This is a genomic window from Acidovorax sp. FJL06, assembly GCF_003852545.1.
Taxonomy (GTDB): domain Bacteria; phylum Pseudomonadota; class Gammaproteobacteria; order Burkholderiales; family Burkholderiaceae_C; genus Acidovorax.
The window spans coordinates 198,567-224,061 of the sequence record NZ_QAJR01000001.1 but is presented as its reverse complement, the minus strand read 5'-3'; the positions used below and the strand labels follow the sequence as shown (position 1 = coordinate 224,061).

At 67.6% G+C, this 25,495-nt stretch carries 25 protein-coding genes; 14 read left to right on the top strand and 11 right to left on the bottom strand.

The features are described 5' to 3' along the window. Positions 1-70: 70 nt before the first annotated feature. Both gyrB and DBV10_RS00970 read left to right on the top strand, forming a co-directional pair. Positions 71-2,677 (top strand): DNA topoisomerase (ATP-hydrolyzing) subunit B, encoded by a 2,607-nt coding sequence (gene gyrB / locus DBV10_RS00975; protein WP_124509712.1) that lies wholly within the window; start codon positions 71-73, stop codon positions 2,675-2,677. Between the two features lie 130 nt (positions 2,678-2,807). Beyond that, on the top strand, positions 2,808-3,227 hold the full coding sequence (locus tag DBV10_RS00970) for a YkgJ family cysteine cluster protein (protein ID WP_124509710.1): 420 nt from the start codon (positions 2,808-2,810) through the stop codon (positions 3,225-3,227). 300 nt (positions 3,228-3,527) lie between these two features. Here DBV10_RS00970 and DBV10_RS00965 read toward each other — a convergent pair whose 3' ends face one another. The 4 genes from DBV10_RS00965 to DBV10_RS00950 all read right to left on the bottom strand — a co-directional run bounded on the left by DBV10_RS00965 (position 3,528) and on the right by DBV10_RS00950 (position 6,765). Further along, positions 3,528-4,850, bottom strand: a complete 1,323-nt coding sequence (locus DBV10_RS00965; protein WP_124509708.1) for a serine hydrolase — start codon at positions 4,848-4,850, stop codon at positions 3,528-3,530. A gap of 72 nt (positions 4,851-4,922) precedes the next feature. Continuing rightward, positions 4,923-5,495, bottom strand: coding sequence for a thioredoxin family protein (locus tag DBV10_RS00960; RefSeq protein WP_124509706.1), 573 nt, complete (start codon positions 5,493-5,495; stop codon positions 4,923-4,925). A gap of 38 nt (positions 5,496-5,533) precedes the next feature. Then, positions 5,534-6,256, bottom strand: a complete 723-nt coding sequence (locus tag DBV10_RS00955; protein WP_124509704.1) for a cytochrome c biogenesis CcdA family protein — start codon at positions 6,254-6,256, stop codon at positions 5,534-5,536. After that, the gene (locus tag DBV10_RS00950) at positions 6,253-6,765 is read right to left on the bottom strand and encodes a DUF2147 domain-containing protein (RefSeq protein ID WP_124509702.1); all 513 of its coding nucleotides are present in this window, start codon (positions 6,763-6,765) and stop codon (positions 6,253-6,255) included. The genes DBV10_RS00955 and DBV10_RS00950 overlap by 4 nt, the downstream gene beginning before the upstream one ends. Positions 6,766-6,944: 179 nt before the next feature. On the opposite strand from DBV10_RS00950, the gene DBV10_RS00945 reads away from it, so the two are divergent. Together DBV10_RS00945 and DBV10_RS00940 are read left to right on the top strand one after the other, a co-directional pair. Continuing rightward, positions 6,945-7,706, top strand: a complete 762-nt coding sequence (locus tag DBV10_RS00945) for a response regulator (protein ID WP_124509700.1) — start codon at positions 6,945-6,947, stop codon at positions 7,704-7,706. Further along, the gene (locus tag DBV10_RS00940; protein ID WP_124509698.1) at positions 7,703-9,031 is read left to right on the top strand and encodes an ATP-binding protein; all 1,329 of its coding nucleotides are present in this window, start codon (positions 7,703-7,705) and stop codon (positions 9,029-9,031) included. The genes DBV10_RS00945 and DBV10_RS00940 overlap by 4 nt, the downstream gene beginning before the upstream one ends. Before the next feature lie 48 nt (positions 9,032-9,079). Here DBV10_RS00940 and DBV10_RS00935 read toward each other — a convergent pair whose 3' ends face one another. Continuing rightward, positions 9,080-9,382, bottom strand: a complete 303-nt coding sequence (locus tag DBV10_RS00935) for an acylphosphatase (RefSeq protein ID WP_124509696.1) — start codon at positions 9,380-9,382, stop codon at positions 9,080-9,082. A gap of 62 nt (positions 9,383-9,444) precedes the next feature. On the opposite strand from DBV10_RS00935, the gene DBV10_RS00930 reads away from it, so the two are divergent. Beyond that, positions 9,445-9,723: an ATP-binding protein gene (locus DBV10_RS00930; RefSeq protein ID WP_124509694.1), complete on the top strand. Its 279-nt coding sequence runs from the start codon at positions 9,445-9,447 to the stop codon at positions 9,721-9,723. A gap of 436 nt (positions 9,724-10,159) precedes the next feature. Further along, entirely contained in the window at positions 10,160-11,551 is a 1,392-nt protein-coding gene (locus tag DBV10_RS00925) for a homoserine dehydrogenase (protein WP_124509692.1), read from the top strand. Between the two features lie 98 nt (positions 11,552-11,649). On the opposite strand, the gene DBV10_RS00920 is transcribed toward DBV10_RS00925, so the two are convergent. After that, positions 11,650-12,285 carry an FMN-binding negative transcriptional regulator gene (locus DBV10_RS00920; RefSeq protein ID WP_124509690.1) on the bottom strand — a complete coding sequence of 212 codons (636 nt, stop codon included), beginning with the start codon at positions 12,283-12,285 and terminating at the stop codon, positions 11,650-11,652. A 2-nt stretch (positions 12,286-12,287) separates the two neighbouring features. Then, positions 12,288-12,767 carry an OsmC family protein gene (locus DBV10_RS00915; RefSeq protein WP_124509688.1) on the bottom strand — a complete coding sequence of 160 codons (480 nt, stop codon included), beginning with the start codon at positions 12,765-12,767 and terminating at the stop codon, positions 12,288-12,290. 66 nt (positions 12,768-12,833) lie between these two features. Here DBV10_RS00915 and DBV10_RS00910 point away from each other — a divergent pair, with 66 nt between their 5' ends. Next, positions 12,834-14,282: a PLP-dependent aminotransferase family protein gene (locus DBV10_RS00910; RefSeq protein ID WP_124509686.1), complete on the top strand. Its 1,449-nt coding sequence runs from the start codon at positions 12,834-12,836 to the stop codon at positions 14,280-14,282. Positions 14,283-14,312: 30 nt separating this feature from the next. Here the strand turns inward: DBV10_RS00910 and DBV10_RS00905 are convergent, their stop codons facing one another. Next, a complete protein-coding gene (locus DBV10_RS00905) occupies positions 14,313-15,398 on the bottom strand; it encodes an MBL fold metallo-hydrolase (protein WP_124509684.1) in 1,086 nt (361 codons plus the stop codon). A gap of 154 nt (positions 15,399-15,552) precedes the next feature. Here DBV10_RS00905 and DBV10_RS00900 point away from each other — a divergent pair, with 154 nt between their 5' ends. From DBV10_RS00900 to DBV10_RS00890, 3 genes are all read left to right on the top strand, one after another. Beyond that, on the top strand, positions 15,553-16,239 hold the full coding sequence (locus DBV10_RS00900; RefSeq protein WP_124509682.1) for a TetR/AcrR family transcriptional regulator: 687 nt from the start codon (positions 15,553-15,555) through the stop codon (positions 16,237-16,239). 102 nt (positions 16,240-16,341) lie between these two features. Then, positions 16,342-16,920, top strand: a complete 579-nt coding sequence (locus DBV10_RS00895; RefSeq protein WP_124509680.1) for a gamma carbonic anhydrase family protein — start codon at positions 16,342-16,344, stop codon at positions 16,918-16,920. 127 nt (positions 16,921-17,047) lie between these two features. Continuing rightward, entirely contained in the window at positions 17,048-18,916 is a 1,869-nt protein-coding gene (locus tag DBV10_RS00890) for a radical SAM protein (RefSeq protein WP_124509781.1), read from the top strand. 78 nt (positions 18,917-18,994) lie between these two features. On the opposite strand, the gene DBV10_RS00885 is transcribed toward DBV10_RS00890, so the two are convergent. Together DBV10_RS00885 and DBV10_RS00880 are read right to left on the bottom strand one after the other, a co-directional pair. Then, positions 18,995-19,246, bottom strand: coding sequence for a hypothetical protein (locus DBV10_RS00885; RefSeq protein WP_199740013.1), 252 nt, complete (start codon positions 19,244-19,246; stop codon positions 18,995-18,997). Positions 19,247-19,454: 208 nt separating this feature from the next. After that, on the bottom strand, positions 19,455-20,021 hold the full coding sequence (locus tag DBV10_RS00880) for a Bro-N domain-containing protein (RefSeq protein WP_233589754.1): 567 nt from the start codon (positions 20,019-20,021) through the stop codon (positions 19,455-19,457). A gap of 133 nt (positions 20,022-20,154) precedes the next feature. Here DBV10_RS00880 and dinG point away from each other — a divergent pair, with 133 nt between their 5' ends. The 3 genes from dinG (at position 20,155) to DBV10_RS00865 (ending at position 23,648) form a co-directional block, all read left to right on the top strand. Continuing rightward, positions 20,155-22,317: an ATP-dependent DNA helicase DinG gene (gene dinG / locus DBV10_RS00875; RefSeq protein WP_124509678.1), complete on the top strand. Its 2,163-nt coding sequence runs from the start codon at positions 20,155-20,157 to the stop codon at positions 22,315-22,317. A 50-nt stretch (positions 22,318-22,367) separates the two neighbouring features. Next, entirely contained in the window at positions 22,368-22,727 is a 360-nt protein-coding gene (locus DBV10_RS00870) for a zinc ribbon domain-containing protein YjdM (protein ID WP_124509676.1), read from the top strand. A 78-nt stretch (positions 22,728-22,805) separates the two neighbouring features. Then, positions 22,806-23,648 carry a DMT family transporter gene (locus DBV10_RS00865; RefSeq protein ID WP_124509674.1) on the top strand — a complete coding sequence of 281 codons (843 nt, stop codon included), beginning with the start codon at positions 22,806-22,808 and terminating at the stop codon, positions 23,646-23,648. A gap of 34 nt (positions 23,649-23,682) precedes the next feature. Here the strand turns inward: DBV10_RS00865 and DBV10_RS00860 are convergent, their stop codons facing one another. Further along, positions 23,683-24,153, bottom strand: coding sequence for an Lrp/AsnC family transcriptional regulator (locus DBV10_RS00860; protein WP_124509672.1), 471 nt, complete (start codon positions 24,151-24,153; stop codon positions 23,683-23,685). A gap of 121 nt (positions 24,154-24,274) precedes the next feature. On the opposite strand from DBV10_RS00860, the gene metC reads away from it, so the two are divergent. Beyond that, positions 24,275-25,456 (top strand): cystathionine beta-lyase, encoded by a 1,182-nt coding sequence (metC, locus tag DBV10_RS00855; RefSeq protein WP_124509670.1) that lies wholly within the window; start codon positions 24,275-24,277, stop codon positions 25,454-25,456. Positions 25,457-25,495: the final 39 nt, after the last annotated feature.

Sequence of the window (25,495 nt, the reverse complement as noted above, 5' to 3'; positions counted from 1 at the left end):
AAGCGCTACAGCCCAATTTGACCATTGAACACATTGGAAACCCCGGTTTCCACGGACCCCAAGGCCCACCATGACCGCTGACAACAACCTGCCCGAGCAAGAACCTACCGGCACGGGTGAGCCTGTTCCGCAAAAGATCGACACCAACCAGGCCGGCGCCAGCGAAAGCTACGGCGAAGGCTCCATCACCATCCTCGAAGGCCTGGAAGCCGTGCGCAAGCGCCCCGGCATGTACATCGGCGATACGAGCGACGGCACCGGCCTGCACCACCTGGTGTTCGAGGTGGTCGACAACTCCATCGACGAAGCCCTGGCCGGCCACTGCGACGACATCGTCGTCACCATCCACACCGACAACTCCATCAGCGTCACCGACAACGGCCGCGGCATCCCCACCGGCGTGAAGATGGACGACAAGCACGAGCCCAAGCGCAGTGCCGCCGAAATCGCGCTGACCGAACTGCACGCAGGCGGCAAGTTCAACCAGAACAGCTACAAGGTCTCGGGCGGCCTGCACGGCGTGGGCGTGAGCTGCGTGAACGCATTGAGCAAATGGCTGCGCCTGACCGTGCGCCGCGAAGGCAAGGTGCACCAGATCGAATTTGCACGCGGCTTTGTGCAAGACCGCCTGCTCGACACCGTGGACGGCTTTGAAGTCAGCCCCATGAAGGTGACCGGCGAGACCGAAAAGCGCGGCACCGAGGTGCACTTTTTGCCCGACACCGAGATCTTCAAAGAGAACTACGACTTCCACTACGAGATCCTGGCCAAGCGCCTGCGCGAACTCTCCTTCCTGAACAACGGCGTGCGCATTCGCCTCAAGGACGAGCGCAGCGGCAAGGAGGACGACTTCTCGGGCGCGGGCGGCGTGCGCGGCTTCGTGGAGTTCATCAACAAGGGCAAGACGGTGCTGCACCCCAACTCCTTCTATGCCGCAGGTGAGCGTCCAGCCGAAACGTATGGCGGCATCCCCGGCACGCACATCGGCGTGGAAGTGTCCATGCAGTGGAACAGCGCCTACAGCGAGCAAGTCCTCTGTTTCACCAACAACATCCCCCAGCGGGACGGCGGCACCCACCTGACCGGCCTGCGCGCCGCGATGACCCGCGTCATCAACAAGTACATCGAAGAAAACGAGTTTGCTAAGAAGGCCAAGGTCGAAGTCACCGGCGACGATATGCGCGAAGGCCTGTGCTGCGTGCTGAGCGTGAAGGTGCCCGAGCCCAAGTTCAGCAGCCAGACCAAGGACAAGCTGGTGTCGAGCGAGGTGCGCGCGCCCGTCGAAGACATCGTCGGCAAGCTGCTCACCGACTACCTGCAGGAGAAGCCAGCCGACGCCAAGATCATCTGCGGCAAGATCGTGGAAGCCGCCCGCGCCCGCGAAGCCGCGCGCAAGGCCCGCGAAATGACGCGCCGCAAGGGCGTGCTCGACGGCATGGGCCTGCCCGGCAAACTGGCCGACTGCCAGGAAAAAGACCCGGCGATGTGCGAGATCTACATCGTCGAGGGCGACTCCGCCGGAGGCTCCGCCAAGCAGGGCCGTGACCGCAAATTCCAGGCCATCCTGCCCCTGCGCGGCAAGATCCTGAACGTGGAAAAAGCCCGCTACGAAAAGCTGCTGACCAGCAATGAAATTTTGACGCTGATCACCGCCCTGGGCACCGGCATCGGCAAGGCCGGCGGCACCACCGGGGGTGATGACTTCGACGTGGCCAAGCTGCGCTACCACCGCATCATCATCATGACCGATGCGGACGTTGACGGCGCCCACATCCGCACCCTGCTGCTCACCTTCTTCTACCGCCAGATGCCCGAGCTGGTGGAGCGCGGCCACATCTACATTGCCCAGCCGCCGCTGTACAAGGTGAAGGCCGGCAAGGAAGAGCTGTACCTCAAGGACGGCCCCGCGCTCGACGGCTTTTTGCTGCGCATTGCGCTCAACCACGCGAGCGTGAGCACCGGCGGCGCCAACCCGCAGGTGCTGGCCGGCGACACCCTGGCCGAGCTGGCGCGCAAGCACCAGGTGGCCGAGAGCGTGATCCACCGCCTGTCCAACTTCATGGACCAGGAGGCCCTGCGTGCCGTGGCCGACGGCGTGGCCCTGAAGCTGGACACCGTGGCCGATGCCGAGCAAAGCGCCGTCAAGCTACAGGCCAAGCTGGCCGAGCTGAGCACCACCGGCAGCCCACCCGAAGTGGCCGGCGAGTTCGACGTGCGCACCGACAAACCCATCCTGCGCATCAGCCGCCGCCACCACGGCAACGTCAAGAGCAGCGTCATCACGCAGGACTTCGTGCACGGCGCCGACTACGCCGCCCTGGCCGAAGCCGCCGAAACCTTCCGCGGCCTGCTGGGCGAGGGCGCCAAGGCCCTGCGTGGCGAAGGCGACAAGCAGAAGGAAGAAAAGGTGGGCGACTTCCGCCAGGCCATGAAGTGGCTCATCTCTGAGGCCGAACGCACCACCAGCCGCCAGCGCTACAAGGGCCTGGGCGAAATGAACCCCGAGCAGCTGTGGGAAACCACCATGGACCCCAACGTGCGCCGCCTGCTGCGCGTGCAGATCGACGATGCGATCGAGGCCGACCGTGTGTTCACGATGTTGATGGGGGATGAGGTGGAGCCGCGCAGGGACTTCATTGAGACGAATGCGCTGCGGGCTGGGAATATTGACGTTTGATACGTTGCGCCATGACGCAGCAAGAAAACGCTCCCTTGGGAGCGTTTTCTTTTGACACTCCGTGAAAACCGTGAATTAGGTCAGAGTACCCTTGAGTGCATTCATTGCGCGCTGAAACAATCCCACCCCCATGCGCTCCCCCATTTCCATCGTTGACGTAGACCGCCTCGACACCTGGACCCGCTACCGCGCAGGCCTGTGCGACACCTGCGCGGCCAACTGCTGCACCATGCCGCTGGAGGTGCAGCTCTCGGACCTGGTGCGACTCGAACTGGTGGACCCATTCGAGGCAGAGCATGAAGAAATCCGCCACATTGCCAAGCGGCTGCAGAAGGCGCGGCTGATCGATCACTTCAACCACAAGAATGCGGTCTTCACGATGGCGCGGCGGGCCAGTGGGGACTGCAACTTTCTCGACCCCAAGACGCGGCTGTGCACGGTGTATGACAAGCGGCCCGAGACCTGCCGCCTGCACCCGCAGAAGAAGAGCCCCAAACCGGGCTACTGCGCGTATGGCGCGCGGGATCTGCAGCAGCAGCGCCGGGGTTGAGCAAGCGGAGAGTGCCCCGCACTCGTGCTGCAGCGGCCGTGGCGTTTTCCAGCACGCCGGGGCAGGCGTTGGCCACGGCCTCGATTTCGTTGGGGAATGCCATCAAGTTGAGCACATCACGGGGCGATGTGGCCGCCCTTGCACACGCGCAGCCGGTTCTGCAGGTAGGCGGCAAAGGCACGGGATGGCGGGTCCACATCGGCACAGGTCAGCGCCTGCCTCGGGCAAGTGAAAGCAGGCCGGTGTGCATAGCGCTGCACACCAGGGCCGCAACGGCCCAGCCCTGGTGGCGTGCCAGGCTCAGCGCACGGCCTTGGCCAGTGCGGCAAAGGCTTGCCGGTCCAGTGCGTGGGTGAAGGCGGTGTTGGGCACCGGGTGCGTGGAGAACTTCACCACCACCAGCTCGGCCGCCGGGTTGATGTGGAGGTGCTGGCCCATCAGACCCTTGGCTTCGAAGCTGCCATCGGCATCGTGGGGTATCCACCACTGGTTGTGGTACGAGTAGCCCGCGCGCATGGCCGTGCCGGGGGCCTTGCTGAACTGGGCGGGGTCGGCCCCTTTGCGCAGCTCGGCAATGGTGGCGGGCGAGACGATCTGCTGGCCGTTGAAACGGCCGTTGGAGCGCAGCATCTCGCCCAGACGGCCCAGGTCACGCAAAGTGGCGTTCACGCCCACGCTGGTGGCCTGGCCGCCGTTGGTATCGGCAAACACATACGCGTCCTCCTGCGTGCCCAGCTTGGACCAGATGCGCTCGGACAACAGCGTGGCGTAGCTCTTGCCGGTCACGCGCTGCAGCAGCCAGCCCAGCACTTCCGTGTCCACCGACTTGTAGGCAAACGCGGTGCCGTGCTCGCCGTCCTTCTGCACGGTGGGCAGGTGCTCGGCCATGCTCTTGGCGCCATTGCTGCCGGGGCGCGCAGGCTGCAGGCCCGCAGCGGCCAGGTACTGAAAGACACCGGAGGTGGGGTCCGCAAAGTCTTCGGCGTATTTGACGCTGGTGGTCATGTCCAGGGTCTGCTGCACGGTGGCATCGGCCCAGGCGCTGTTAGCCAGCTCGGGCAGGTAACGCACGATGCGCGCACTGGGGTCGATGGCGCCTTCCTGGATGATTTCGGTCACCAGCAGCCCCACCAGCGATTTGCTCATGGACCACAGCACATGCGGCTGCTGCGGCTGCATGCCGATGTGATAACGCTCATACACCACACGGCCCCGGTGCAGCACCAGCAGGGCGTCGGTGTAGGTGGCCTTCTGCCAGTCGGCCAGCGTGGTGGTGGCGCCCTTGTCGTCGGCAAACGCCAGGGTGTCGGGCAGGGCACGCGGCGCTGCGGGCAGTGCGCTGGGCGCTGCAGCACCCCGCCAGATCGTGGCCGTGGGCCCCAGTTCGCGCAGGTGCTGCGCGCCCCAGCGCACGTTGGGGTACTTGAGGATGTTGGCCAGCCGCACGATCTTGTCCGGCGCTGGGGGGAAGCCCTGCATCAGCTGCAGGGTTACGGGGTGGGTGGCGTCCGGCGGCGGCAGCTGCGGAGCCTGGGCCTGGCTGGCGGATGTGGCACCCAGCAGGGTGCAGGCCAGGGCGACGGCAGAAAACGGGTGGGTCAGGTGGCGAGGAAAAGGGCGCATGGTGGAAAGACCTCGGTCAAAAAATTGTGCAAAAGGGGGGACAAAAAGAAAAGTGGGAACGGGCTGGGTGACTCAGCCTCGGGCTGCCAGCAGCGTGCGGATCACGCCCTCGGTGCGCTCGTACTCGCCTTCGCCAAAGTGCTTGTAGCGAATGCGGCCTTGCGCATCGATGAGGTAGGTGGCGGGCCAGTACTGGTTGCTGTAGGCCTTCCAGGTGCCGTAGCGGTTGTCCTGCGCCACGGGGTGCTTCACGCCATGGCGGCGCATGGCGGCTTCCACGTTGGCGGTCGGGCGCTCGAACGGAAACTCGGGCGTGTGCACGCCCACCACGGTGAGCCCCTGGGGCGTGTAGCGCTCGGCCCAGCGGTTCACATGGGGCAGGGTGCGGATGCAGTTGATGCAGGCGTACGTCCAGAAATCCACCAGCACCACGCGGCCACGCAGCTGGGCCAGGCTCAGGGGTTCGGAGTTGAGCCAGCGCTCGATGCCGGTGAACTCGGGCGCAGCGCCCAAGTCGGGCAATGCAGCGGCGGGGCTGGTGGGGCCTGCGGCGCTGGCCAAACCAGGCGCCGCCAATACAGCGGCCAGCGACGCCAGAAATGCGCGGCGCTCCGCAACGAGGAATGAAGAGGGGTGCGATGCCATGGTGAGAACTCCCTGAAATCGGTGATGGGGGTGATGGGTTACAGGCCGCCCCAGCCCGAGGGGTAGAACTGCGTAAGCCAGGCGGTGATCTGCCCATCCACCTCCCACAGCATGGCCAGCGCCACGGCGATGACCACCACGCCAAACACCTGCTGCACGCAGTGCGCGTGGCGGGCAATGCGGCGCACATGGCTGGCAGCGGCCTGGCCGCCGTAGGCAATGGCCAGCATGGGCAGCGCCGCGCCGGTGGAATACGCGAGCAGCAGCACGGCGGTGCCCACACCCGCAGGTTCAGTGGCGATGAGGGTGAGGATGGATGCGAGCACCGGCCCGGCGCAGGGTGTCCAGACGGCGCCCAAACTCAGGCCCAGCAGCAACCCGCCCCAGTTGCCGCCCCCGCTGCCCATGCCCAGGCTGGCCAGGCGGCTGAGCACGCCGCCCGCATACAGGCTGAGCCACTGGAACGGCCGGGGCCACACCGTGAGCACGCCAAACACCAGCAGCATCACGGCGGCAAACCGGCGCAGGCCTTCTTGCGACACACCCAGCACCTGCGTGAAGCTGCTGAACAGCAGCGCCACGGCCGCGAACGACAGCGCAAAGCCCAGCGCAATGAACAGCGGGCGGGTGCGCTGCGCTGAGTCGGCGCCGCCCACCGAGGCCCCCAGCACCACCGGCAGCATGGGCAACACGCAGGGCGCCCCCACTGTGAGCATGCCGGCGGCCACGGCCAGCCATGGCGAGGTGGTGGCCATCGTCATTGCCCGCTCCCCTGCTCGGCCGCCGGACGGCGCCACACCTGGGTCTTGCCGAACAGCGGAATGCCCACGTACGCGTGCACCAGCAGTTGTTCCGGCTCGGCCGGCGTCAGGTTGACGCGGTAGGTCTTGACGTTCTCGCGGTTGTAGATTTCGCCCTGGTACTCGCTGCTGCCGCCCTCCGCCGGGCGCAGGCCCGACAGCAGGGTCATGCCCAGCGCAGGCCGCGCGTCGGCCGCCGCCATGTCGGCGCCCGGCGCGCTCATGGAGCGGTTGGCCAGCACGCGCACCACCTTGCCGCACAGGGCGTTGCCGCCAGCGGGGTTGCAGGGGGCGATGTTCACTTCCAGATTGCCGCTCTCGGTGATCCAGCGGCCCAGGGGGGCCTTGGGGTGGGCGGCACCCGGCGCAAGCGCCACAGCGGCTGGGGGCGCTGCCGCAGCCTCTTGCGCGCTGACTGCCTGCGCCAGGCCCAGGGTCAGCAGGGCGGTCACGGCGATGGATGGTTTCATGGCAAGGTCCTCGTGAAGTTCAGGAAGACCGCATTGAAGCCAGCGCAGGTATCGGCGATTTGTCTGGCCAGGGGCTTTTGGTATGCGCGCTTGTCGATGCACCGGGCAGACAAGTTGAGATACATATCTGCCAATCCAGCCCGTACCGCAGCACCACCAAAGCCCGGACAATGGCCGCCATGACGACGCCGCCCCCGCCCGACCACATCCTGATCGTCGATGACGACGCCGGCATCCGCGAGCTGGCCGCCGAGTACCTGCAGCGCCAGGGCCTGCAGGTGAGCGTGGCCGCCGACGGGCGGCAGATGCGCGAGGTGCTGGCCACGCAGCGCATCGACCTGCTGGTGCTGGACCTGATGCTGCCCGGCACCGACGGCATCGCCCTGTGCCGCGAGCTGCGCAGCCCGGGCGCCCCACCGCTGCCCATCATCATGCTCACCGCACGCAGCGACGAGGCGGACCGCATCCTGGGCCTGGAGCTGGGTGCGGACGACTACCTGACCAAGCCCTTCGCCGCGCGCGAGCTGCTGGCGCGCATCCACGCGGTGCTGCGGCGCACACGCATGCTGCCGCCCAACCTGGCCAAGGCCGAACCCGCGCGCCACCTCACGTTTGGGGACTGGCGGCTGGACACCACGGCGCGCCACCTGCTCGATGCCACGGGCGCGGTGGTGGCGCTGTCGGGCGCCGAATACCGCCTGCTGCGTGTGCTGCTGGACCACCCGCAGCGCATCCTCACACGCGACCAGCTGCTGCAGCTCACACAGGGGCGCGATGCCGATGTGTTCGACCGCTCCATCGACCTGCTGGTGAGCCGTGTGCGCCAGCGGCTGGGCGATGGCGCGCGCGGCTCGCGCTACATCAAGACCGTGCGCAACGAAGGCTATGTGTTCTGCGTCGGCGTACAGGCGGCATCAGCCCCCCCAGAGACTGCGCCATGACGCTGCGCGGGTGGCCGCGCTCGCTGTTCGGGCGCATTCTGCTGGTGATGGCGCTGGGCCTGGCGTTGGCGCATGCGCTGACGTTTGTGCTCGCGTTCACCGAGCGCAGCATGACCATGCGGCGGGCCATGGTGTCGTATTTCGCCAGCGATGTGGCCAGCTCGGTGGCCATACTGGAGCGCCTGCCCGCCACCGAACGCGCGCAGTGGGTGGAGCGGCTGGCGCGCCGCAACTACCGCTTTGCGCTGGCCGAACCGCTCCATGCCCCCGAAGATCCCTCGCAGCTTGCGCTCCTCGTTGCCAGTGCGGTAAGGGCGACGCTGCCCGCAGGTCAGCCGGTGCAGGTGATCGACCCCCACGTGCCCGGCACTGAACTGCGGCTGCAGCTGCGCCTGGCCGACGGCACGCCGCTGGCCGTGGACATGGACGAGCCCCGGCTGCAGATATCGCCCTGGGTGCTGGGCGCGCTGGCACTGCAGCTGGCGCTGCTGGTGGGCCTGTGCGCCTGGGCCGTGCGCGCAGCCACGCGGCCTCTGAGCACGCTGGCCGATGCGGCCGATGCACTGGGCGCCGACCGCCCCGCCGTGCCCCTGGCCGAAGACGGCCCGCGCGAGGTGGAGCGCGCCGCCCAGGCCTTTAACCGCATGCAGCAGCGCATCCAGGCGCACCTGCACGAGCGCATGCAGATCCTCGCCGCCGTCTCGCACGACCTGCAAACACCCATCACCCGGCTGCGCCTGCGCGCTGATCTGCTGGACGACACCGTGCTGCAGGGCAAGCTGCACGCCGACCTGGCCGAAATGCAGTCGCTGGTGGAAGAGGGCATTGCCTACGCGCGCTCATCGCAGGCCGTGCGCGAGCCCCCGCAGCGCGTGGACCTGCGCGCGCTGGTGGAGAGCCTTGCGCGCGACTACGCCGACGCGGGCCTGCCGGTGCAGGTGCTGCAGGCGGTGGATGGGACCTGTGACACCCGCCCCCAGGCCCTGCGCCGCCTGCTGTGCAACCTGGTGGACAACGCGCTCAAGTTTGCGGGGGCCGCCGAGCTGACGCTGGAAGCGGGCGTGCCGGGCCAGTGGCTGGTGCGTGTGCTGGACCACGGCCCGGGCATCCCCCCCGCCGACCTCACCGCCGTGCTGCAGCCCTATGTGCGGCTGGAAGACTCGCGCAACCGGGGCACCGGTGGCACGGGCCTGGGCCTGGCCATTGCGAGCGAACTGGCCCAGGCCCTGGGTGGCCGGCTGGTGCTGGGGCCGCGCAGGGATGGCGGCCAGGGGCTGGAGGCGCAGGTGGAGCTGCCAGGGGCGGCACCGGCCAACGCCTGCTGAGCACGGCGGCTTGGGGCCGCGCCTGCCCACCCGCCACAGCCCCCTGCACTACACCGTTTCGCGCTGCACAAAGCCCTGCGGGGCTGCGCCACCATCGGGCACGTTGCCCACCACCACGCGGTCCACGCGCGCCTGCTCTGGGCCCTGGTGCGCCCAGTCGATAAGGGCCAGCACGGCCTGCTCCGAGCCCCAGGCGCAGGCCTCCACGCGGCCATCCTGGCGGTTGCGCACCCAGCCCGACACCCCCAGGCGCTCGGCGGCCTGCACCATGGACCAGCGGTAGCCCACGCCCTGCACCTGGCCGGTGATGAGAAGGTGGCGGGTGGTGGCGGTGTCGGGTGGGGCGTTCATGGCGGCACTGTACCTTGCAGGGCCCGGCCCGCAACGGCACACAGCCCACAAAGACGACTCCCATGACCCCCCGCGCCCCCCAGGCCCTGCCCGCCATCGCCCCCCAGCGCTGCACCGGCTGCGGCTGGTGCGTGGCGGTGTGTCCGCCCCATGTGCTGTCGCTGCAGGTGCAAGGCACGGGGCCCTGGGGCCCCAAGTGCTCCACGCTGCACGATGCGCCGGGCTGCACGGGGTGTGCGCTGTGCGCGGTGCGCTGCCCGTTCGATGCGATCCGCATGGTGCGGGTTGCTGCAGGTGCGGTGACTGAAGACCTTCCATCAATCCCTGTCCGCCCACGCTGAGCTTGTCGAAGCGCGGCGCAAGGCTTCGACCCATCGACAAAGCTCAGGACAGGCAAGCTCAGCCCGAACGACAGGAGTTGGCATGGAATGGATCAACGATCCAACACCACGGGTGCAGGGCCCTTGACGCCTCCCCGCCCCCATCCGGTACACTGCGCCCTTCATGTCGTACACCTCCGTCCCCTTCACCGCACACGCCGCTGCCTTCCAAGGCATGGGCATGATGCCGTCCGCGTCCACGCGGGCCCATGGTGAACAGCGGGCACTGGGTGCACGAATGATTACCACCATTACCGCCGCGGCCACCTGAGCACGCGCAGGTGGCCGTTTCGGCAGCCACCTGGTGATCGCTCTCTTCTCCCCCAAGACGAATGCACGAAACCCAGCTCTGGCAGCTGGGTTTTTTTGTTTGTTCGTTCGTTAGCCGGAGAAGTCCATGTACCGCGATCCCGTCCAGTCCCTTGAAGCCCCGTCGTCGCCGTCGTCCACTGCGGCCATGCGCCCCCTGCGCGTGGGCATGATTGGCATTGGCACCGTGGGCGCAGGCACCTTCCGCGTGCTGGCGCGCAACCAGGCCGAGATCGCGGGCCGCGCGGGGCGGGGCATCAAGATGGTGGTGGTCTGCGCCCGCAGCCTGGCCCGCGCCATGGGTGTGGTGGGCAAGGACGTGGCCCTGACCAATGACCCGATGCAGGTGGCCACGCACCCCGACGTGGATGTGCTGGTGGAGGCCGCCGGCGGCACCGGCCCCGCGCGCGACTGGGTGCTGGCCGCCATCCGCGCGGGCAAGCATGTGGTCACAGCCAACAAGGCGCTGCTGGCCGAACATGGCAACGAAATTTTTGCCGCCGCGCGCCAGCACGGTGTGGCAGTGGCCTATGAAGGCGCGGTGGCGGTGAGCATCCCCATCGTGAAGGCGCTGCGCGAAGGCCTCACGGCCAACCGCATCGAGTGGGTGGCGGGCATCATCAACGGCACCACCAACTTCATCCTGAGCAAGATGCGCGATGAAGGCGTGGGCTTTGCCGAAGCGCTGGCGCAGGCCCAGGCGCTGGGCTATGCCGAGGCCGACCCAACGTTTGACATCGAGGGCATTGACGCCGCGCACAAGATCTCGCTGCTGGCGGCCAATGCGTTTGGCATGCCGGTGCGGTTTGCCGATGCGCAGGTGGAAGGCATCACCGCACTGCAGGGCCTGGACGTGGCCTGCGCCGAGCAGCTGGGCTTTCGCATCAAGCTGCTGGGCGTGGCCAAGCGGCGCAAGGACGGTGACGCCGAAGGGGTGGAGCTGCGCGTGCAGCCCGCGCTGGTGCCCGCCACGCATTTGCTGGCGCATGTGAACGGGTCGATGAACGCCGTGATGGTCAAAGGCGATGCGTCGGGCGTGACGATGTACTACGGCGCGGGTGCGGGGTCGGAGCAGACCGCGTCGGCCGTGATTGCCGACCTGGTGGACGTGGCGCGGCTGCAGGGCACCCACGCCGCGCAGCGTGTGCCCCACCTGGGGTTTCACGCCCATGCCGTCAACGAAGGCCTGGCCGTATTGCCCCGCGCCGCCGTGCACACGCGCCACTACCTGCGTGTGCCCGTGCACCAAGCCCAGCAGATCGAGGCCGTGGGCGCCTGGCTGGCGGCGCAGCAGGTGCCGGTGCTGCGTGTGGAGCTGGCCTGCGAAAAAACCGCGTCCGCTGGCGCGGGCCCGCAGGTGCTGGTGCTGACGGACGCGGTGGCGCAAAGCACCGTGGACCTGGCCGTGCACGCGCTGGCCGCACACCCCGCCGTGGCCGGGCCCGTGGCGGCGCTGCTGGTGGAGATGCTGGAGGGATGAGTGACCGCGGAGGGAGAGTCTGCAAAAAAAAAGGCCGCTTGCGCGCTTCCACCAAGCGCTAACAGCTATTTATTTAATAGCATTCTCCTTGCATCCTGCTAGGCCATCAGCCCACCCTGCACCAGCCCCGCCATGTCCTGGGCCGCGGGCGTTCCCTCGGCCATCAGGCCCTGCACCACGCCCATGCGGTCGGTGTCGGTGCGGTTCTGGCTCACTTTCCAGATGCCCTCCCAGCGCTCCACCGCCAGCTCGATGCCCACGATGGCGCGCAGCAGTTTGTCGATGTAGTCGGGCGGCGCATCGTCGATGCGCCAGGGGTCGGGGCGATGGGCTTCGTGCCGCTCGCTCAGGGTGTGCAGGATGGCGCGCAGGCGCACCGGGTCGTCCACCGCGTTCAAGCGGCCATGGGCGTGCACGGCGGCGTAGTTCCAGGTGGGCACCTGCTTGCCGTCGAGCGCCTTGGACGGGTACCAGCTGGGCGACACATAGGCCTGCGGGCCGTGGAACACCGCCACCCCTTGCTGCGGCAGCAGCGGCCACAGGCCGTTGGCGCGCGCCACATGGCCGATCAGCGTGCCATGCGGGCCACGGTCCGGGTCGAGGTACAGCGGGATGTGGTTGACGTGTTGCGCACCTGCGTGCGCGACCACCAGCGTGGCCAGTGGCTGCGCGTGCACCAGCGCGTGCAGCGTGGCGGCATCGGTGACATGGAACTGCCGGTTGGCGTTGGCCATGGTCAGGCGCCTTCCACTTCGAGCACGGGCGCGCAGTCGATCTGCGTCTTGACCGAATTGGCCAGAAAACACGATGCATGGGCGCGGTGGTGCAGGTCGTCCAACTGGGCGGCGGTGGGCGCGTGGGCCGCGTCAAAGCGCGTGACGGGGCGCAACTGCACATGCGACACCACCAGGCGGCCCTCAGCATCCTTGGCCATGGTGCCCACGGCGGCGTCGGTGTAGCTGTTCACGCGCCAGCCCGCACGGCAGGCGAAGTCCAGGAACCACAGCATGTGGCAGCTCGACAGGGCGGCCACATAGGCCTCCTCGGGGTCCACGGCGGCGGCGTCGGAGTAGGGCAGCGGCACCACATGCGGCGAGGACGAGCCGGGCACCACGGCGCCGCCATCGAACTGCCAGCGGTGCGCGCGGTGGTAGCGCTTGTCCAAAAAATCGTCGTTGCCACGGGTCCAGGTGATGGTGGCGAGGTGCTCGGCCATGGGCGGGGTCTTTCTACAATGGTTCTTCAGTTTATGACCGTGTAACCGCATTGAAGGAGCCAATTCATGCCCGTTGCCAGAGCCAATGCCCCCGGCGGCCAGCCCGGCCTGCTGCGCCAGCAGGTGTACGAGCAGCTGCGCAGCGCCATTGAACAGGGCCGCCTGCCAGCGGGCACGCGCCTGCCGCCCTCGCGCGAACATGCGGCCAGCCTGGGCGTGTCGCGCAACACGGTGCTGTGGGCCGTGCAGCGCCTGCAGGCCGAAGGCTATGTGGAGGCGCGCGTGGGCGACGGCACCTATGTGTCGCAGGCCGCAGGCACACCCCCTCTGCAGGGGCTGGTGGCACCGCCGCGCGGGCTCTCGCGGCGCGGGCAGCTCATTGCCGAGACGGCCGCGCGCTGGCGCCCACCCCACGTGGCGGCGCGGGCATTCCGCATTGGCGCGCCCGAGGTGGACCGCTTTCCGTTCGCGCTGTGGGACCGCCTCGCGCGCCAGGCCAGCCCCGCCCAGCGCAGCGCCCGCGCGCAGTACCTGGACCCAGCGGGCGACCCCGACCTGCGCCAGGCCATCGCGCTGTGGCTGTGGGCCTCGCGCGGCATCCGCTGCGACGCGGCGCAGGTGGTGGTGTGCTCGGGTTCGCAGCAGGGCATTGACCTGATCGCGCGGCTGCTGCTGGACGCGGGCGACGAGGTGCTGGTGGAAGACCCGGGCTACCCCGGCATCCGCGCCAGCCTGCTGGCCCATGGCGCGCAGGCCCGGCCCGTGGCGCTGGATGCGCAGGGCCTGTGCATCGAACAAGGCGCCGCGCAATGGCCCGGCGCGCGCATGGCCGTGGTCACGCCCACACACCAGTTCCCCACGGGCGTGTGCATGGGCCTCGCACGGCGGCAGGCGCTGCTGCAGTGGGCGCGCGCGCACGACGCCTGGGTGGTGGAGGACGACTACGACGGCGAATTCCAGTACGGCAGCGCGGCCCAGCGCGTGCCCGCCTTGTGCAGCCTGCCGGGCTCGGAGCGGGTGCTGTATGTGGGCACCTTCAGCAAGACCCTGCACCCCGGCCTGCGCCTGGGCTTCGTGATCGTGCCGCCCGCGCTGGTGGAGGCCTTTGCCATGGCCCGCGCGATCACCGACCGGCACGCACCGGGCGACGCCCAGGCGGTGCTGGCGCGCTTCATTGCCGAAGGCCACCTGCTGCGCCACCTGCGGCAGATGCGCGAGCTGTACCAAGAGCGCCAGCGCATCCTGATCGACGCGCTGGCGGACACCAGCCACGGCGCCCTGCAGCTGGCGCCCAGCGACCGGGGCATGCACCTGCTGCACGAAGCCGCGCCGGGCAGCGACGACGAGACCCTGAGCCGCAAGGCACTGACGGCCGGGGTGATGCTGGCGCCGCTGTCGCGCTATGCGATGCAATCCACGCGCAGGGGCTGGCTGCTGGGGTATGCAGGGTATGGCGATGCCGAGATCCTCGCTGCGGCGCGCGTGGTGGGTGAGCTGGTGCGGGCGGCGCGGTAGCCACGCATCAGCGCATCAGTGCCCCGCCTATCAAGCCTCGGGCAACGGAGCCAGCACACGCCCCTCTGCGGCCGCAGCCTGCTCTGAAGCTTGGCGCCACCAGTGGCGCGACAACGCGGGCGCGCGCACATCGAGGCGCTCACCCATGAGGGGTGCCACCAGCGGCACCTGGGCGGCGGCGGCCAGGGCGGTGATGCGCTCGAAGGGCTCGGTCCAGGGGTGCAGCGCCAGGTCGAAGGTGCCGTTGTGGATGGGCATCAGGTGCCGGCCCCGCAGGTCGATGTGGGCCTGCAGGCTCTGCTCGGGGTGCATGTGGATGTCGGGCCAGTCTTCGTTGTAGGCCCCCGTTTCCACCAAGGTCAGGTCAAAGGGGCCATAGCGCTCGCCAATGGCCTGGAAGCCGTCGAAATAGCCCGTGTCGCCGCTGAAGAAGATGCGAGTGTCGCCCGCGATCAGCACCCACGAGGCCCACAGCGTGCGGTTGCCGTCCGACAGCCCCCGGCCCGAGAAATGCTGCGCAGGCGTGGCCACCAGCTGCAGGCCGCCAATGGTGGTGCCCTGCCACCAGTCAAACTGCTGCACCTTGGCCGCAGGCACGCCCCAGTCGATGAGCCGGTCGCCCACGCCCAGCGGCGTGATGAAGTGCTCCACCTTGGGGGCCAGCTTCTGGATGGCGGCGTAGTCCAGGTGGTCATAGTGGTCATGCGACAGGAGCACGCCGGCGATGGGCGGCAGCTCGTCGATGGTGATGGGCGGCGCATGAAAGCGCTTGGGGCCCATGAACGGCAGGGGCGAGGCGCGCTCGGAGAACACCGGGTCGGTCAGCCAGAACTGGCCGTTGATCTTGAACAGCAGGGTGGAATGCCCCAAGCGCCACAGGCTCAGGTCGGGCGCGGCCAGCAGGTCCGAGCGCATCACCGCGTACACCGGCACGGGCTGGCGGGGCCGGGCATCTGGGGGCTTGCCGGTGGCAAAGCGCCACATCACTTCCATCAGCTTGAGCGCGCCCGGCTTGTGGCGCGGAGCGGCGTTGCGGAACTTGCCGCCAGCAAACTGGGGCGACTGCGCGTACGGAGCCACCGGCTGGGCGGCGCGGGAAAAGAGGCTGTGGGCCATGGCGATCAGGACGATGGTGAACAACAAAACCGCCAGGGGCCGGCGGCTGCGGAGGGCTTTCAGGCGACGCACAGGGCTTCCAGAAAGTGCACTATACGGTGTAGTTTATTTTCCTTTTTCAAGAAAGTAAACTACCCAGTGTAAAATTTTGCCCATGACCGCGCCTGCCGCCCCCACCCGCCTGACCGATCGCAAGCGCGACGCCATCGTGTTGGCCGCCATTGCCGAGTTCCGCGAACATGGCTTCAGCGGCACCAGCATGGACCGCGTGGCGGCCGCCGCCGAAGTGTCTAAGCGCACGGTGTACAACCACTTCCCGAGCAAGGACGAGCTGTTCGGCGCCATCCTGGAGCGCCTGTGGGAATGCAGCCAGTCGCTGGCCGAGGTGGCCTACGACCCGGCGCGCCCGCTGCGCGCGCAGCTGCTGGCCGTGCTGGAGCAAAAGATGGAACTGCTCAACGACACAAGCTTCATCGACCTCTCGCGCGTGGCCATGGCCGAGATGATGCACACGCCCGAGCGTGCCCAGGCCATGGTGGCGCGCCTGTCCGAAAAGGAAGAGGGCCTGCCGCGCTTCATCCGCGCCGCCCAGCACGGCGGTGCCCTGCGCGCGGGCGTGGACCCGCAGTACGCCGCCCACCAGCTGCACGGTTTGGTCAAGTCGTTTGCCTTCTGGCCCCAGCTGGCCATGGGCCAGGCGCCACTCACCACCGCCGAGCAGCAGCAGGTGCTGGGGGATGCGGTGGACATGTTCCTGGGGTTCTACGCGGTGCGGCCCGCCATGGACACCGCCGCCACCGCCGCTGCGGCCCCCGCCCAGCGCCCGGCCCGACGGCGCTGACGGAACCCGCATCGCCCGCCACGGGCCCGCAGTGGCGCCCGGGCCCTGGGCAATTGCACTACGCTCGCCGCCTACCGTTCGTTTCCTCTTCCGAGCCCCCCCATGCCCATCGCTCCCTACCTCGACACCCGCCCCACGCTGGACACTGGCGTGTTCATCCACGATTCCGCCCAGGTGATTGGCGATGTCACCCTGGGCCGCGACAGCTCGGTGTGGTGCAACGCCGTGCTGCGCGGCGACGTGAACCGCATCACCGTGGGCCAATGCAGCAACGTGCAGGACCTCACCATGGGCCATGTCTCGCACCGCAATGCGAGCAAGCCAGAAGGCTCGCCGCTCGTCATTGGCGACTACGTGACCATCGGCCATGCGGTGATCCTGCACGGCTGCCGCATTGGCAACGAATGCCTCATCGGCATGGGCTCCATCGTGATGGACGACGCCATCATCGAAGACCGCGTGATGCTGGGCGCAGGCAGCCTGGTGCCGCCCGGCAAGCGGCTGGAGAGCGGCCACCTCTACATCGGCCGCCCGGCGGTGCGCCAGCGCGCGCTCACCGATGCGGAGATCGCCTACCTCAAGTATTCGGCCGAGCACTATGTGCGGGTGAAGAACAACTACCTCACGGGCACGCCCGACGCCGCGGCGCAGCCGCCCCAGCCACCAGCCAGCAAGGGATAAGCCCGGGCCGGGATAATCGGGGGTCCACGTTTCCCCTGCGGCGGCACCGCATCGCCCCACCGTTCACACCATGTCTGCCGTCGCTCCCGCCCCATCCCCCCTGCGCGTGCTCTCCGTCATCCCGCCGATGACGCAGCTGAACACGCCCTATCCCTCCACCGCCTATCTCACGGGCTTTCTGCGCTCGCGCGGCGTCACCGCGTTCCAGGAAGACCTGGCGCTGGCGCTGGTGCTGCGGCTGCTGTCGCCCGAGGGCCTGCAGGACGTGGCGGCGCGCGTACAGGCCCTGCCTGCCAAACAACGCAGCCCGGCCGTGCAGTCCTTTGCCGCACAGCAGGACCGCTACCTCGCCACCATCGGCCCGGCCATCGCCTTCCTGCAGGGGCGCGACAGCACGCTGGCGCACCGCATTGCGGGCCGCAACTACCTGCCCGAAGGCCCGCGCTTCGCCACGCTGGATGTGTATGTGGACGACGAGGGCGGCGACCCGCTGGGCTGGGCGTTTGGCGCCCTGGGCCTGCACGACAAGGCCAAGCACCTGGCCACGCTGTACCTGAATGACCTGGCCGATGTGCTGCGCGATGCGGTGGACGAGCGCTTCGAATTTGTGCGTTATGCCGAATCGCTGGCGGGCAGCCAGCCGACTTTTAATCCGTTGGCCGAGGCACTCGCCGCCCCCGCCACGCTGGTGGACGAGCTGCTGCAGCAACTCACACACGAGGCCATCGCCCGCCACCAGCCCACCGTGGTGCTGCTCTCGGTGCCCTTCCCCGGCTCGGTGTACGCCGCGTTCCGCATTGCGCAGGCCATCAAGGCGCGGCACCCACACATCGCCACGGTGCTGGGCGGTGGCTTTGTGAACACCGAGCTGCGCGAACTGGCCGACCCGCGCGTGTTCGACCACTTCGACTACGTGACGCTGGACGCGGGCGAGCGCCCGCTGCTGGCGCTGCTGGAGCATGTGCAGGGCGAGCGCGGCCGCCAGCGGCTGGTGCGCACCTTCGTTAGGGACGACAACGGCGCGGTGCAGTACATCAACATGATGGAAGCCGACATCGCCTTTGCCGAGGTGGGCACGCCCACCTGGGACGGCCTGCCGCTGGACCGCTACCTCTCGCTGCTCGACATGCTCAACCCCATGCACCGCCTGTGGAGCGACGGGCGCTGGAACAAGCTCACCGTGGCGCACGGCTGCTACTGGAAGAAGTGCAGCTTTTGCGACGTGAGCCTGGACTACATCAGCCGCTATGAGGGCGCGAGTGCTGGAGTGCTGGCCGACCGCATCGCGCAGATCGTGCGCGAGACGGGGCAGACGGGCTTTCACTTCGTGGACGAGGCTGCACCGCCCAAGGCGCTCAAGGCGCTCTCCACCGAACTCATCGCGCGCAACGCCGGCATCAGCTGGTGGGGCAATGTGCGGTTTGAAAAAACCTTTACGCCCGAGCTGGCCGAGCTGATGGCCGACAGCGGCTGCATCGCGATCTCGGGCGGGCTGGAGGTTGCATCGGACAGGCTGCTGCAGCTCATGAAAAAAGGCGTGTCGGTGGACCAGGTGGCGCGCGTGACCAAGGCCTTCAGCGACGCGGGCATCCTGGTGCATGCCTACCTGATGTATGGCTTTCCCACGCAGACCGTGCAGGACACCGTGGACGCGCTCGAATACGTGCGCCAGTTGTTCGCCAACGGCTGCATCCAGAGCGGGTTCTTCCACCGCTTTGCCTGCACCGTGCACTCACCCGTGGGCAAGAACCCCGAGGAATACGGCGTCACCCTGGCACCGCTGCCGCCCGGCGACTTCGCCAAGAACGATGTGGCCTTCATCGACCCCACGGGCGTGGACCACGACGCGCTGGGCAGCGCGCTCAAGAAGGCGATCTACAACTACATGCACGGCATCGGGCTGGAGGAAGACGTGCGCAGCTGGTTCCCGTTCAAGGTGCCCAAGACCACGGTGCGGCGGGATCGGATCGAGCGGGCGTTGCGCGAGCGGGGGTGAGGGCGGGATCGGATTTCAAGTCCAGCAGAGCTCTTGCGCCTGTCCACCGTGCGCCACAAGCTATCAAAACAATAGCGATTACGATTTTTTCTTGACGGCTTTGATGGCCTTGGCTGTTGTCGCTGCCGCATCCGGCGGCAGGTAGTTGGACCCCGTCACCACGGGTTTGCCCGTTCGGCTCTCCAACTGGTGGCGGGCCCCTCGGGCGATGCTGCCGCCAGCTTGTGCAGCGGTCTTGTTCTCTGCCATCCCGGTGGCCTGCGCGCTTTCGGCAATCTGGCGCGTGGAGAGTTCGGCCAGCGCGGTAAAGATCAGCTCCGCCTCGCTCATGGGGTTGCGCAGGTTGTGGCTTTTCAGCCCCTTCCTTTCCTTGTGTTGCGCCACGCTCAGAAGGTGTGAATGAATCCGGCGTGCCCGAGCGGGCCGCACAAACGTGCCTCATCAAGGCGCAAAGCGCAGCCATAGCTCGGGCTATGGCGAGCATTTGCAACGCAGATGGGGTGCGTTTTTGCGGGACGAGCGGGCATGGAGGGTTCGTTCACACCTTCTCAGGGCCAGACCATTCCTGGTGAATGATGTTGGTGAGGATGGCGAACTCGTTGCCCTTCTGGATGCCATGTTCGCTCCAGTAATCGGTGAGCTTGTCGCGCGTCTCCTGCCCGGTCATGCGTTGCTGGATCCACTTGTCGCTGCGGCCATGCTGCTGCCAGGTCTGGCGGGCGCGGTCCAATGACAGGGCCGGGTCGGCCAGCTCCTGCATGCGCTCGTAGCCCACCTTGGCCAGCCAGAGCTTGATGGGTTCTGCCTTGGGGCTGGGGATGGACTGCACAAGGCGCAAGAGGGTTTCGGCGGTGGCTACGTCGGTCAAGTAGTTTTTACCATCTGCCGCAGGCAACTTCAGTCGGTGACAGTTTGTCACCGACTCGCTCCCCTCCTTGCCCAAGCGCTCCTTGAGCTTGTTCCAGTATTTGCGCGCGGTCTGGTAGTCCGCCTGCTGCGTCAGCACCTGCACCACGTCGATCACAGAGAACCACCAGGTTTCCGTGCCCTCGTCGTACACACGGCGGATGGGCTGACCATCGAATTCTGCGGGCAGGGTTTTCATAGGCGCTCCGGCATTGTTTTCAGGATAATGCTGTACAAATCACCAGCCCACCCGTCCGGCCAGCCCACTGAATGCTACATAATAGATAGCTTAAAGCGCTTATCTATCAAGCGCTAAAGCCCGTTTTTATCCAATGTCCTCCCCAGATTGGGCCGCCCAGGCCCTGCAGTCGTTTGATGCGGTGGTGCAGGCCACCCCCGGCTTTCGCAGCCGCGCCGGCCAGCGGCTGATGGCCGAGCAGGTGGCGCGCACCTTTGGCGCGGCCACCTTGGGCAAGGTGGATGAAGAGGGCGGCGAGGCCGCGCCCACGCGCTCCATCGCCGTGATCCAGGCGGGCACGGGCGTGGGCAAGTCGCTGGCGTATTGCGCGCCCGCCATTGCGCTGGCGCTGTCGCGCGGCACGCGGGTGCTGATCTCCACGGCCACCGTGGCGCTGCAGGAGCAGTTGGTCAACAAGGACCTGCCCGCGCTGGCCGCGCTAATGCCCCAGCCCTTCAAGTTTGCGCTGGCCAAGGGGCGGGGGCGCTATGTGTGCAAGCTCAAGCTCGACCGCCTGGCGGGCACGGGCGAGGCCGAAGAAGAAGCCGACGACGACCTGTTTGCCGAGGAAGAAGCCGCCGCCCGCGCCAAGCGCCCCCGGCACGAGACCGAGGCGCGCATGCAGTTCTATTCGACGATGGCGCAGACCCTGGCCAAGGGCGCGTGGGACGGCGACCGCGACAGCCTCGATACGCCGCCCGAGCCCGAGGTGTGGAGCCCCGTGGCAGCCGAAGGCGCCTCATGCACGGGCAAGCACTGCCCGGCCTTCAGCCAGTGCACCTACTACGACAAGCGCAAGGAGCTGGTGGGCGCGCAGGTGATCGTGGCCAACCACGACCTGCTGCTGTCATCCCTGGGCGCGCGCGTGCTGCCCGAGCTGGACAACTGCCTCCTGGTGCTGGACGAAGCCCACCACCTGCCATCAACCGCGCTCGACCAGTTCGCCTGCAGCATGGACCTGTCGCGCATCACCTGGATCGAGCGCCTGTCCAGCCGGGGCCTGCGCATTGGCGCGCTGCTGGAAGTGGAGGAGATTGCCGATATCCCCAAACATTCGGCCCAGTTGCGCCAGACCCTGCAGGACCTGGCCCGCATCGTGATGGACGTGTATGGCGCGCAACTCAAGAGCCAGCCCAGCGCCTGGGGCCCGGCGCGTGTGCGCGTGCCACGGGGCGAACTGCCCGAACCCCTGATTGCCCCCCTGGGCCTGCTGGCCGCCAGCGCCGAGGGCTTTCTCGATGCCCTGCGCGCCATCAGCAAAGCCCTGCGCGCCGAGATGCGCGACAAGCCCGACGAGGCCAAGCGCCTGTCCACGCTGTACGCACAGATCGGCATGCTCGCGCCACGCCTGGAAGAACTGCACGCCACCGCCCAACTGCTGCTGCAGGATGCGCCCGAAGGCGCCGTGCCCGCCGCCAAGTGGTTCACGCTGGAGGTGGATGGCGACTTCATCGTGGTCAAGGCGCACGCCAGCCCCATCCTGCCCGGCACCACGCTGCGCAACCACCTGTGGAGCGCGGTGCGGGGCGCGGTGCTCACGTCCGCCACGCTCAACAGCTGCGGCAATTTCGACTTCTTTCTGCGCGAGGCGGGCCTGTACGGCGACGAGGCCACCACTACGCTCGAAGTGCCCAGCCCCTTCAACTACGCCGCTCAGGGCACGCTGATTGCCGCCGAGACCCGCGCCGACCCCAAGAACGCCGCACAGTTCACCGCCGAGATGGTGGATGCCCTGCTGCACGACATTGCCCGCGTGGAATACGGTGCGCTGGTGCTGTTCACCTCGCGCGAGCAGATGCGCCAGGCCGTGGACGCATTGCCCACCGCCATGCGCAGCGTGGTGCTGGTGCAAAACGCGCTGCCGCGCACGCAGCTGCTGCGCCGCCACCGCGAACGGGTGGACAACGGCGAGCCCTCGGTCATCTTCGGCATGCAGTCGTTTGGCGAGGGGCTGGATTTGCCCGGGCGGCTGTGCGAGTCGGTCTTCATCACCAAGCTGCCCTTTGCCCCGCCCGACGACCCCGTGGGCGAGGCCCGCGCCGAGTGGCTGCGCGCCGTGGGCCGCGACCCGTTCAGCGAGCTGGTGGTGCCCGCCACCGCCATCCGCCTGGCGCAATGGGTGGGCCGCGCCATCCGCACCGAAGAAGACCAGGCCCATGTGTACTGCTACGACAAGCGCCTGGTGCGCACCAGCTACGGGCAGCGCCTGCTCAAAGGGCTACCGCCATTTGCGCTGGAGCAACGCGCGCCGCTGTAGCCGCTGTACAGTCGCCAGCCCTTTTCACCACTACAACCAGAAAGAACCCCATGCCCCACACCGTGCCTGCCTGCCCCCAATGCGGCCTGGAGAACACCTACCCCGATGGCAGCAACTACGTGTGCCCCGACTGCGCGTTTGAATGGCCACAGACGGCGCAAGCCGCTGACTCCGATGCCGCAGAGGCGGGCGACGGCATCGTGCGCGATGCGAATGGCAACCCGCTGGCCGACGGCGACGCCGTGATCCTGGTGAAGGACCTCAAGGTCAAGGGCTCGTCGTCCACCCTCAAGAAAGGCACCAAGATCAAAAGCATCCGCCTGGTCGATGGCGCCGACGGCCACAACGTGGACTGCAAGACGGACCTGGGCAGCATGCTGCTGAAGTCGGAATTCCTGAAAAAGGCCTAGACGCCGGGCTGAAACGCCCCCCGACCCAGGCCGGATGCGCGATGATGGGCCCCCCGTGCGGCCCCACAGGTGAACGCCATGTCCCCCACGCGCCTCATCGCCCTGACCGGGCTCGCCATGCTCGCATTTGCGGGCAATTCGCTGCTGTGCCGCGCTGCGCTGCGGCACACGCCGATCGACGCGGCCACCTTCACCACCGTCCGTCTGGTCTCCGGGGCAATCGCGCTGTGGCTACTGGTAGCACTGCGCCGCAAGCAGGCCTGGCAGGCCGGCAACTGGCTTTCTGCCTTGGCGCTGTTTGTGTATGCCGCAGGTTTCTCCTATGCCTACCTCAGCCTGCCCGCCGCCACCGGGGCGCTGCTGCTGTTTGGCGCAGTGCAGGCCACGATGATCGGCCATGGGCTCTGGCGGGGCGAGCGGTTCACCCGCACGCAACTGCTCGGCCTGGTGCTGGCGTTGGGCGGCGTCGCGGCCTTGTTGCTGCCCGGCGCTTCTGCGCCGCCGATGGCGGGTGCAACCCTGATGCTGACCGCTGGGATCGCCTGGGGCATTTATTCGCTGCGGGGCCGGGGCACGGGCGACCCCACCGGTACCACCGCAGGCAATTTTCTGCGCGCGGCACCCATGGCTTTGTGCCTGAGCGCCCTCACACCCGGTCACGCCGATTGGGACCTGGCGGGACTGGGACTGGCCATAGCGTCGGGCGCCCTGGCGTCCGGGCTGGGTTATGCCCTCTGGTACGCGGCGTTGCCTGGACTGCGTGCCACGCAATCCGCCACCGTGCAGTTGAGTGTTCCGGTGCTGGCAGCGCTGGGCGCCATCGGGCTGCTGGGGGAACCGCTGACACTGCACCTGGTGCTGACATCCATGGCCGTTCTGGGAGGCATTGCACTGGTCATCCGGGACCGCTCGCACCGCTGAGCACGCACCATCCGCGCGCTTTTCAGCCGGGGGCTTAGGCGTAGTCCAGGGGCAGGGCTGTCGTGTATTTGATTTGCTCCATGGCAAAGCTGGAGCTCACGTCCGACAGTTCGATTTCGCGGATCAGCCGCTGGTACACCGCGTCATAGCCCTTGATGTCTGGCACCACCACGCGCAGCAGATAGTCCACATCGCCGCTCATGCGGTAGAACTCGACGATCTGCGGAATCGCCGTGACCACCGTGGTGAACCGCTTGACCCATTGCTCGTTGTGCTGACTGGTGCGGACGGACACAAACACCGTCACCCCCACATGGAGTTTGGCGGGGTCCAGCAGGGCCACGCGCTGGCGGATGTAGCCCTCCCGCTCCAGCCGCTGGATGCGCCGCCAGCAGGGCGTTGCCGAAAGGCTGACCTGCTCGCTCACCTCCTGCAAGGACGCACTGGCATTGGTCTGCAACAGGTCCAGGATGGCTTTGTCAATCTTGTCGAGGGATGGGGTCATTTCCATTGCCACCTTAATAGTAGAAAAATTTACCAATATCAGACCAAACAATAGCCTATTTTGGTAAAAATTCCACACCCCATGAACCTAGACTGCTAAGGATACGAACGCAGGTCAAGCCATGGAAATCCCCCACTCCTTCGAATGTGAAACCCATCTGGTCCACGCAGGACGCGACCCGGCCAGCCACGCAGGCATGGTCAACACGCCCGCATTCAGGGGCTCGACGATCCTCTCCAACTCGCTGACCGAGTGGGAGTCTCGCAAGCTGCCTGGCAACCCCTACGCGTCCTACGGCCGTTTCGGCACCCCCACCACCCGGGCCCTGGAGACGGCCGTGGCCGCCTTGGAGGGCGGGCACAACGCGCTGGTCTTTCCCTCGGGCCTCGCTGCGGTCACCCACAGCCTGCTGGCCCTGCTGCGGTCTGGGGACCATGCGCTTTTTCCCGACAGTGTGTACGGCCCCACACGCGGATTCGCACGGAGCGTACTGCTTCGCATGGGCGTCGACGTAGAGTTCTACGATCCCTGCATCGGCGCAGACATCGCAGCACAGGTGCGCCCCAACACCCGTGTGGTGTTTGTCGAATCCCCCGGCTCGGCCACCTTTGAGGTGCAGGATGTCCCCGCCATTGCGCTGGCGGCACACCGTGTCGACGCTTTCGTGGTGATGGACAACACCTGGGCCAGCCCCCTGTTCTTCCAGCCCTTCGAACATGGGGTGGATCTGTCCATCCAGGCCGCCACCAAGTACATCGTGGGGCATTCGGATGCGCTGCTGGGCGTGGCCACCGCCAATGAGCGCGCCTGGGGCCTGCTGCAACAGGCGACCCATGATTTTGGCCAGACCGCCGGCCCCGACGACCTGTACCTGGCCTTGCGCGGCCTTCGCAGCCTGTCGGTGCGGCTGCACCGCCACTGGGAAAGCGGCATGCTGCTGGCCGAAAGCATGGCCCGGCACCCCATGGTGGAACGGGTGCTGCACCCCGCCCTGCCGGGTGACCCCGGCTATTCACTGTGGCGGCGCGACTTCAAGGGGGCCAGCGGCCTGTTCGCCGTGGCACTGCGCCCCGTCCCGCGCCCGGCCTTGGAGGCGTTCTTCGACAGCCTGGAGCTGTTCGGCATTGGACTGTCCTGGGGCGGCTACGAAAGCCTGTGCCTGCCCATGGACGCCCCAACGCGCAATGTGCGCCCCTGGACACACACCGGTCCGCTGTTGCGCGTTCATGCCGGCCTGGAGTCTTGCAACGATCTGGTGCGCGACATGCAGTCTGCACTGAACCGCCTGCAGAAATGGGCCTGACCGGCCACGCCAATGCTTGCCAAAACCCCTGAAGAACTC

Coding starts and splice junctions, on each gene's coding strand:
- gyrB (WP_124509712.1), top strand. CDS start 71: ATGACCGCTGACAACAACCTGCCCGAGCAAGAACCTACCGGCACGGGT.
- DBV10_RS00970 (WP_124509710.1), top strand. CDS start 2,808: ATGCGCTCCCCCATTTCCATCGTTGACGTAGACCGCCTCGACACCTGG.
- DBV10_RS00965 (WP_124509708.1), bottom strand. CDS start 4,850: ATGCGCCCTTTTCCTCGCCACCTGACCCACCCGTTTTCTGCCGTCGCC.
- DBV10_RS00960 (WP_124509706.1), bottom strand. CDS start 5,495: ATGGCATCGCACCCCTCTTCATTCCTCGTTGCGGAGCGCCGCGCATTT.
- DBV10_RS00955 (WP_124509704.1), bottom strand. CDS start 6,256: ATGACGATGGCCACCACCTCGCCATGGCTGGCCGTGGCCGCCGGCATG.
- DBV10_RS00950 (WP_124509702.1), bottom strand. CDS start 6,765: ATGAAACCATCCATCGCCGTGACCGCCCTGCTGACCCTGGGCCTGGCG.
- DBV10_RS00945 (WP_124509700.1), top strand. CDS start 6,945: ATGACGACGCCGCCCCCGCCCGACCACATCCTGATCGTCGATGACGAC.
- DBV10_RS00940 (WP_124509698.1), top strand. CDS start 7,703: ATGACGCTGCGCGGGTGGCCGCGCTCGCTGTTCGGGCGCATTCTGCTG.
- DBV10_RS00935 (WP_124509696.1), bottom strand. CDS start 9,382: ATGAACGCCCCACCCGACACCGCCACCACCCGCCACCTTCTCATCACC.
- DBV10_RS00930 (WP_124509694.1), top strand. CDS start 9,445: ATGACCCCCCGCGCCCCCCAGGCCCTGCCCGCCATCGCCCCCCAGCGC.
- DBV10_RS00925 (WP_124509692.1), top strand. CDS start 10,160: ATGTACCGCGATCCCGTCCAGTCCCTTGAAGCCCCGTCGTCGCCGTCG.
- DBV10_RS00920 (WP_124509690.1), bottom strand. CDS start 12,285: ATGGCCAACGCCAACCGGCAGTTCCATGTCACCGATGCCGCCACGCTG.
- DBV10_RS00915 (WP_124509688.1), bottom strand. CDS start 12,767: ATGGCCGAGCACCTCGCCACCATCACCTGGACCCGTGGCAACGACGAT.
- DBV10_RS00910 (WP_124509686.1), top strand. CDS start 12,834: ATGCCCGTTGCCAGAGCCAATGCCCCCGGCGGCCAGCCCGGCCTGCTG.
- DBV10_RS00905 (WP_124509684.1), bottom strand. CDS start 15,398: ATGGCCCACAGCCTCTTTTCCCGCGCCGCCCAGCCGGTGGCTCCGTAC.
- DBV10_RS00900 (WP_124509682.1), top strand. CDS start 15,553: ATGACCGCGCCTGCCGCCCCCACCCGCCTGACCGATCGCAAGCGCGAC.
- DBV10_RS00895 (WP_124509680.1), top strand. CDS start 16,342: ATGCCCATCGCTCCCTACCTCGACACCCGCCCCACGCTGGACACTGGC.
- DBV10_RS00890 (WP_124509781.1), top strand. CDS start 17,048: ATGACGCAGCTGAACACGCCCTATCCCTCCACCGCCTATCTCACGGGC.
- DBV10_RS00885 (WP_199740013.1), bottom strand. CDS start 19,246: ATGAGCGAGGCGGAGCTGATCTTTACCGCGCTGGCCGAACTCTCCACG.
- DBV10_RS00880 (WP_233589754.1), bottom strand. CDS start 20,021: ATGAAAACCCTGCCCGCAGAATTCGATGGTCAGCCCATCCGCCGTGTG.
- dinG (WP_124509678.1), top strand. CDS start 20,155: ATGTCCTCCCCAGATTGGGCCGCCCAGGCCCTGCAGTCGTTTGATGCG.
- DBV10_RS00870 (WP_124509676.1), top strand. CDS start 22,368: ATGCCCCACACCGTGCCTGCCTGCCCCCAATGCGGCCTGGAGAACACC.
- DBV10_RS00865 (WP_124509674.1), top strand. CDS start 22,806: ATGTCCCCCACGCGCCTCATCGCCCTGACCGGGCTCGCCATGCTCGCA.
- DBV10_RS00860 (WP_124509672.1), bottom strand. CDS start 24,153: ATGACCCCATCCCTCGACAAGATTGACAAAGCCATCCTGGACCTGTTG.
- metC (WP_124509670.1), top strand. CDS start 24,275: ATGGAAATCCCCCACTCCTTCGAATGTGAAACCCATCTGGTCCACGCA.